The sequence below is a fragment of the Pseudomonas sp. 24 E 13 genome (genome assembly GCF_900004715.1).
GTDB lineage: Bacteria > Pseudomonadota > Gammaproteobacteria > Pseudomonadales > Pseudomonadaceae > Aquipseudomonas > Aquipseudomonas orientalis_A.
In genome coordinates this window covers 1-5,447 of sequence record NZ_CVTO01000105.1, presented here as the reverse complement: position 1 = coordinate 5,447, position 5,447 = coordinate 1, and the positions used below count along the sequence as shown (strand labels likewise).

Annotated in this window: 3 protein-coding genes; 2 read left to right on the top strand and 1 reads right to left on the bottom strand. The window is 61.3% G+C overall.

Annotated elements, in window-relative coordinates:
* Nucleotides 1-244 precede the first annotated feature (244 nt).
* Nucleotides 245-2,995, bottom strand: a complete 2,751-nt coding sequence (locus BFP90_RS09740; protein ID WP_065896541.1) for a beta-glucosidase — start codon at nt 2,993-2,995, stop codon at nt 245-247.
* A gap of 508 nt (nt 2,996-3,503) precedes the next feature.
* Here BFP90_RS09740 and BFP90_RS09735 point away from each other — a divergent pair.
* Both BFP90_RS09735 and BFP90_RS09730 read left to right on the top strand, forming a co-directional pair.
* Entirely contained in the window at nt 3,504-3,719 is a 216-nt protein-coding gene (locus tag BFP90_RS09735; protein ID WP_065892505.1) for a hypothetical protein, read from the top strand.
* A 177-nt stretch (nt 3,720-3,896) separates the two neighbouring features.
* Nucleotides 3,897-5,447, top strand: a 1,551-nt coding sequence (locus BFP90_RS09730; RefSeq protein ID WP_065896548.1) for a GspE/PulE family protein, incomplete at its 3' end; no start/stop codon positions are given.

Sequence of the window (5,447 nt, the reverse complement as noted above, 5' to 3'; positions counted from 1 at the left end):
TAACGGGGCGCCTGAGATCAAAAGCAGATCAAGATCAAGAGCGGCTCGCTTCGCATCGTGGTTACGGTTGAGCGCTGCAGTGTCATTGATCGTTCCCACGCTCCGCGTGGTAATGCATCCCGTGACGCTCTGCGTCACCTGTACGCATTGAGTTGTCGGCGGAACGCGGAGCGTCCCAGGCGGCATTCCCACGCAGAGCGTGGGAACGATCATGTGGCAGGGGGCTTGCCCCCTCTCACAGCGATCAGTTGCCCGCAGCACTGCCCTGGCTGCTGTCATCGCTCATGTCATAGCCATCACCGTCGCTGGTGCCGCTGTCCCCTTCATTTTGATGCAATACGCCGCCGGTCTTCACCGTCGATTCACGCAACGTCGAGTTCAGCGCCGAACGCGGCAGCGGGTTGCTGGTGGTGGTCGACAGTTCCTGGCGGAACGGGTTGACCAGCTTGGCGTTCAGGCGGATGTCCTGGGACGAAGCGCCCACCGACAGGTTGAAGCTGTCGGCATCCACCACCCACTGCTTGCTGGCCACATCGTAGTAGGCCAGCGAGCGGTCGTTGAGCTCGATGGTCACGCGCTTGCTCTGGCCAGGCTTGAGGAACACTTTCTTGTAGCCCTTGAGTTCCTTGATCGCGCGTTCGACTTTCGGGTTGTTCTGGCCCACGTACAGCTCGGCCACTTCGGCGCCGGCGACCTTGCCGGTGTTGGCCAGATCGAACGACACCTTGATCGGCGCACCGGCCACGGCGACGCCAGGGCTGACGCTGATGTTGCTGTAGCCGAAGGTGGTGTACGACAAGCCATAACCGAACGGATACAGCGGCTTGATGCCCTTCTTCTCGTAGCCGCGATAGCCCAGGAACAGGTCGTCCTTGTAGCTCATCTCGCTCAGGGTTTCCTGATTGTCGAACGTGGGGAAAGTCGCGTAGATCGGGTTGTCTTCGATGTTGCGTTCGATACTGATCGGCAGCTTGGCCGACGGGTTGACCTTGCCCAGCAGGATCTCTGCCAGGGCCTGGCCGCCGTTCTGCCCAGGGTAGAAGGCGTGCAGTGCGGCCGGCACCTGGTCGATCCAGTCGCTCATCTTCAAGCCGGTGCCGCCATGCAGGGTGACCACGGTGTTCGGGTTGACCTTGGCGATGCTCTGGATCAGCAGGTTCTGGTATTCCGGCAGGTCGAAGCTGTGGTCGAAGCCTTCGCCCTCGTATTCATTGCTGTTGCCGGCTGCTACCAGTACGGCGTCGTACTGCGCCAGGTCCTGTGGCGCAACCAGCGATGCCCAGCTCATCTGCACGCCAACCAGGCCGCCCATGGTGGAGAGGTAGCCGTTGCGGCGCGAGTATTCGAGCTTGATGTCGACCGGTTTGCCGGCTTCAAGATTGACCTTGGCGAACACCGGGATGGTCGGCGGAATGCTGTTGTTCGGCAGCGGCTTGCCGTCGCCGTTGTCGAGGACTTTCTTGCCGTTGACGTAGAGGCGTACCGCACCGTCGGCGCGGACCTTGAACACCTGTTCGCCGCTGACGGTCGGGGTGATCTGGCCGCTGTAGCGAATCGACGTGGCGGCAGTGTCGCCATTGACTGGCAGGCTGTCGGTGGACCAGTCGAGGTTGACGTGCGCGTCGGTGCGGGTGGCAGCCGGGTCACCGGACCAGTTGGTGTTGCTGAAGAACTCGGTCTTCAGGCCTTTGACGCTATTGCCGTTGCTGTCGGCATGGGTCCAGCTGGAGGCGGCCGGGTCCAGCGACAGCCCGTCGATGAACTCGACCTTGGCGCCTGGGGCCAGTTGCTGCAAGCCGCTCAGCTCACTGATGTAGTTGGCGGCCATCACGTTGGCGCTGCCGAAACCGGTAGGCGGCGCGTACTTGGCCAGGGTGCCGACCACCGCGATGCGCTTGACCTTCTTCGCGTCCAGCGGCAGCAGGCTGTTCTGGTTTTTCAGCAGCACGATGCCTTCGCGCGCGGCATTGAGCGCCGTGCGGTTGCTGGTGGCGCTGTTCATGTTGTGGCTGGTCAGCGGGGCTTTGCTGTCGAACTTGTACAGGTAGATCTGCTTGAGGATGCGGCGCACCTTGTCATCGATGGTCGCGCTGCTCAGCTCGCCACTGTCCAGGTACGGCTTGAGGACGGTGCTGTTCATCTGGTAGCCCATCATGTCCAGGTCAGTACCGGCCTGTGCTGCCGGCAAGCCGTCGACCACGGCGTTGTAGTCACTCTGGACGAAGCCCGGATAGCCCCATTCGGTTTTCAGGATGTCGCGCATCAGGTGCTTGTTCTGGCACGCGAACTCGCCGTTCACTTTCTGGAATGCACACATCATCATCGCGACTTTGCTGTTCTTCGCGGCGGACTCGAAAGGCGGCAGGGTCATCTCGCGCAGCACGCGCTCGCTGATGGTTTCGTTGAGATGGAAGCGGTTGCTTTCCTGGTCATTGGCGGCGAAATGCTTGGCGTTGGCCCACACGCCGCGCGACTGAATCCCGTTGATCACGGCCGGCCCCAGGCTGGCGCCGAGGAAGGGGTCTTCACCCGACAGATACTCGAACGCACGGCCGCTGTACGGCATGCGGTACAGGTTGACGCCGGGGCCGGTGACGAACTGATAACCGCCGCTGGCGGTGTCGTAGCCCAGGGCACGGCCCAGGTCGATGGCGCGACGCGGGTTCCAGCTGGCTGCCAGGTTCGGCCCGGACGGGTACACCACGCCCTGGGCGTTGCCTTCACTGGTGTAGCGCACGCCGACACCGCCGTCGGCACCGTGGATCTGCGGGATGCCGTATTGGGTCAACGGCTTGACGTCCCAACCGCCAGTGCCGCCGATGTAGGCGAGTTTCTCTTCCATGGTCATCTTCGCCAGGGTTTTATCCGCGGCCTTTTCTGCGCGGCTCACCCGGCCCTCATCCAGGGCCGGGCTGGTGGCCGCATGCACCTGGGACACGGCCAGTGCCAGCAGGGCAAAGGCCGACTGCGCACCGATCATCTTGCGTTTGTTCATGGAATTCTCCGACAACTGTTTATTGAAATAGGGCGCCAAAACGCGCGTTTTACACAGCGCGCTCGTCACTTTTTTACGGGCAATAGTCCGCCTTGAGCGCAATGTTTAACCGATGGCTAATTGCGACTACTTGGCAGGTTCCGCAGTATTAAAAGTTTAATAATTGTATGAGTTGTTGTTATGGGTAGTGTCTAAGTGGCATCACGCGATGGCGTTTTGAATCGCTAAAACGGCATAATTAAGGCAATTCTTGCGGTTATAAGTCAAACAAAAGCTAATTTTTGCGTGAAATAAGAAATATTTCCTTACCTTTCGGAACTAAGCATAAACCTACCAGTCGATTGGTTTAAGAAAATATATGGCGGCATGGCAAACTAGTGGCGTTGCCCGGTAGTTCTAAAAGGCCATGTTTTATACAAGCTGTCATACACAACGCTTTGGTGTAGGGTCTTGATCGAATTCAAGGTGCCACTTGAGCTGTCCGCTGTTTTTGAACTGGAGAATGTTTATGAAAATGTCCCTGTTGGGTGCCGGCCTCGTGCTGGGCGTTGCACTGAGTGGCGCGGCCATGGCCGCTGAATCAACCGACGCCGATGCGACGTCGGGTGCTACCGACTCCACCGTGCTGACCCAGACCCACGACGCCAAGGCGGCGAAAAAGCAGAAAGCCGAAACCACCAAGGGTGGCCGCCCGTTGAATACAACGGCCACCCCCACCAAGTAAGCCTGACCCTGTAGGAGCGAGCTTGCTCGCGAAGAACGTCAACGATGACGCGGACATTCTGGATGAGCGCGGTGTCCTTGAGTCCTTCGCGAGCAAGCTCGCTCCTACAGGAGGTTTTTACAGCCCTTCAGATTTTTACCCATGCTCAGTCCCTCAACGCCCATCGATGCCTGCCAGATGCACGTCCCGGATACCGAACAGGTCTGCGCGTGGCTGATGCAACAGGCCGGGTTGAAAACCGTGGACCTGGAGCGCGCCCGTCGCCTGTCCCAAGAAGGCGGCGACTCTGAATTACTTGGCCTGCTGACCCGCCTGGGGCTGGTCTCCGAAGTCGAATTGGCCCGCGCCTGGGCCGACTTGCTCGGCGCGCCGCTGCTGCTGGCCGACGCCGCGCCACCCTTGCTTGACCCGTTACCGAGCCTGACCGAGCGCTTTATGCGCCACTACCAGGTGGTGCCCGTGGGCTGGAGCCAGGGTGGCCTGCGCGTGCTGGCGGCCAACCCGTCGCTGGTCTACCCGTTCCAGGCCCTGGCCTATGCCTGCGGCGTGCCGGTGTGGCTGGCGGTCGGCCCGCGCAACGAGGTCGAAACCCTGATCGAGCGCTACTACGGCCAGGGACGCTCGGCCATGGGCACGCTGATCGAAAATCTCGACGAGCACAGCGGCGCGCTGGAAGACATCGAACACCTCAAGGACATGGCCTCCGAGGCGCCGGTGATTCGCCTGGTCAACCTGATCCTGCAGCGCGCGGTGGAACATCGCGCCTCGGACATCCATATCGAACCCTTCGAAAACCAGCTCAAGGTGCGTTACCGCATCGACGGCGTGCTGCACGAGGCCGAGGCGCCACCGTCGAGCTCATCCGCCGCCGTGATTTCGCGGGTGAAAATCATGGCGCGCCTGGACATCGCCGAGCGGCGTCTGCCCCAGGACGGCCGGATCATGCTGCGCATCCAGGGCAAGGAACTCGACCTGCGGGTGTCCACGGTGCCCACCAGCTTTGGCGAGTCGGTGGTGATGCGTCTGCTTGATCGGCAGACCGTGCAGTTCGATTTCCAGAGCCTGGGTTTTGATGGCCAGCGCCTGGAAACCTTCCTCGAAGTGCTGGAACGGCCCCACGGCATCCTGCTGGTCACCGGCCCGACCGGCTCGGGCAAGACCACCACCCTGTACACCGCGCTGTCACGGCTCAACACCGCCGAGCGCAAGATCATCACGGTTGAAGACCCGGTCGAATATCAACTGGAAGGCATCAACCAGATTCAGGTCAAGCCGGCCATCGGCCTGGACTTTGCCGGCGCGCTGCGCTCCATCGTGCGTCAGGACCCGGACGTGATTATGATCGGCGAAATCCGCGACCTGGAAACCTGCCGCATCGCTATTCAATCGTCGCTGACCGGGCATTTGGTGCTGTCCACGTTGCACACCAACAGTGCGGCGGCGAGTATCACGCGGCTGCTCGACATGGGCGTCGAAAGCTACCTGATTGCCTCGACCGTCAACGGCATCCTGGCCCAGCGCCTGGTGCGCCGCCTCGACCCGGCCACCCGGGAAGCCTTCGAAGCACCGCCCGAGCTGATCGCCGAGCATGGCCTGGACCGCTTTACCGATGAGCGCCCGATCATGCTTTATCGGCCCCGCGCCGACACGCCGGGCGGTGGTTACCACGGCCGCAGTGCAATCACCGAGCTGCTGGTGATGAATGAAGAACTGCGCAGCCTGCTGATG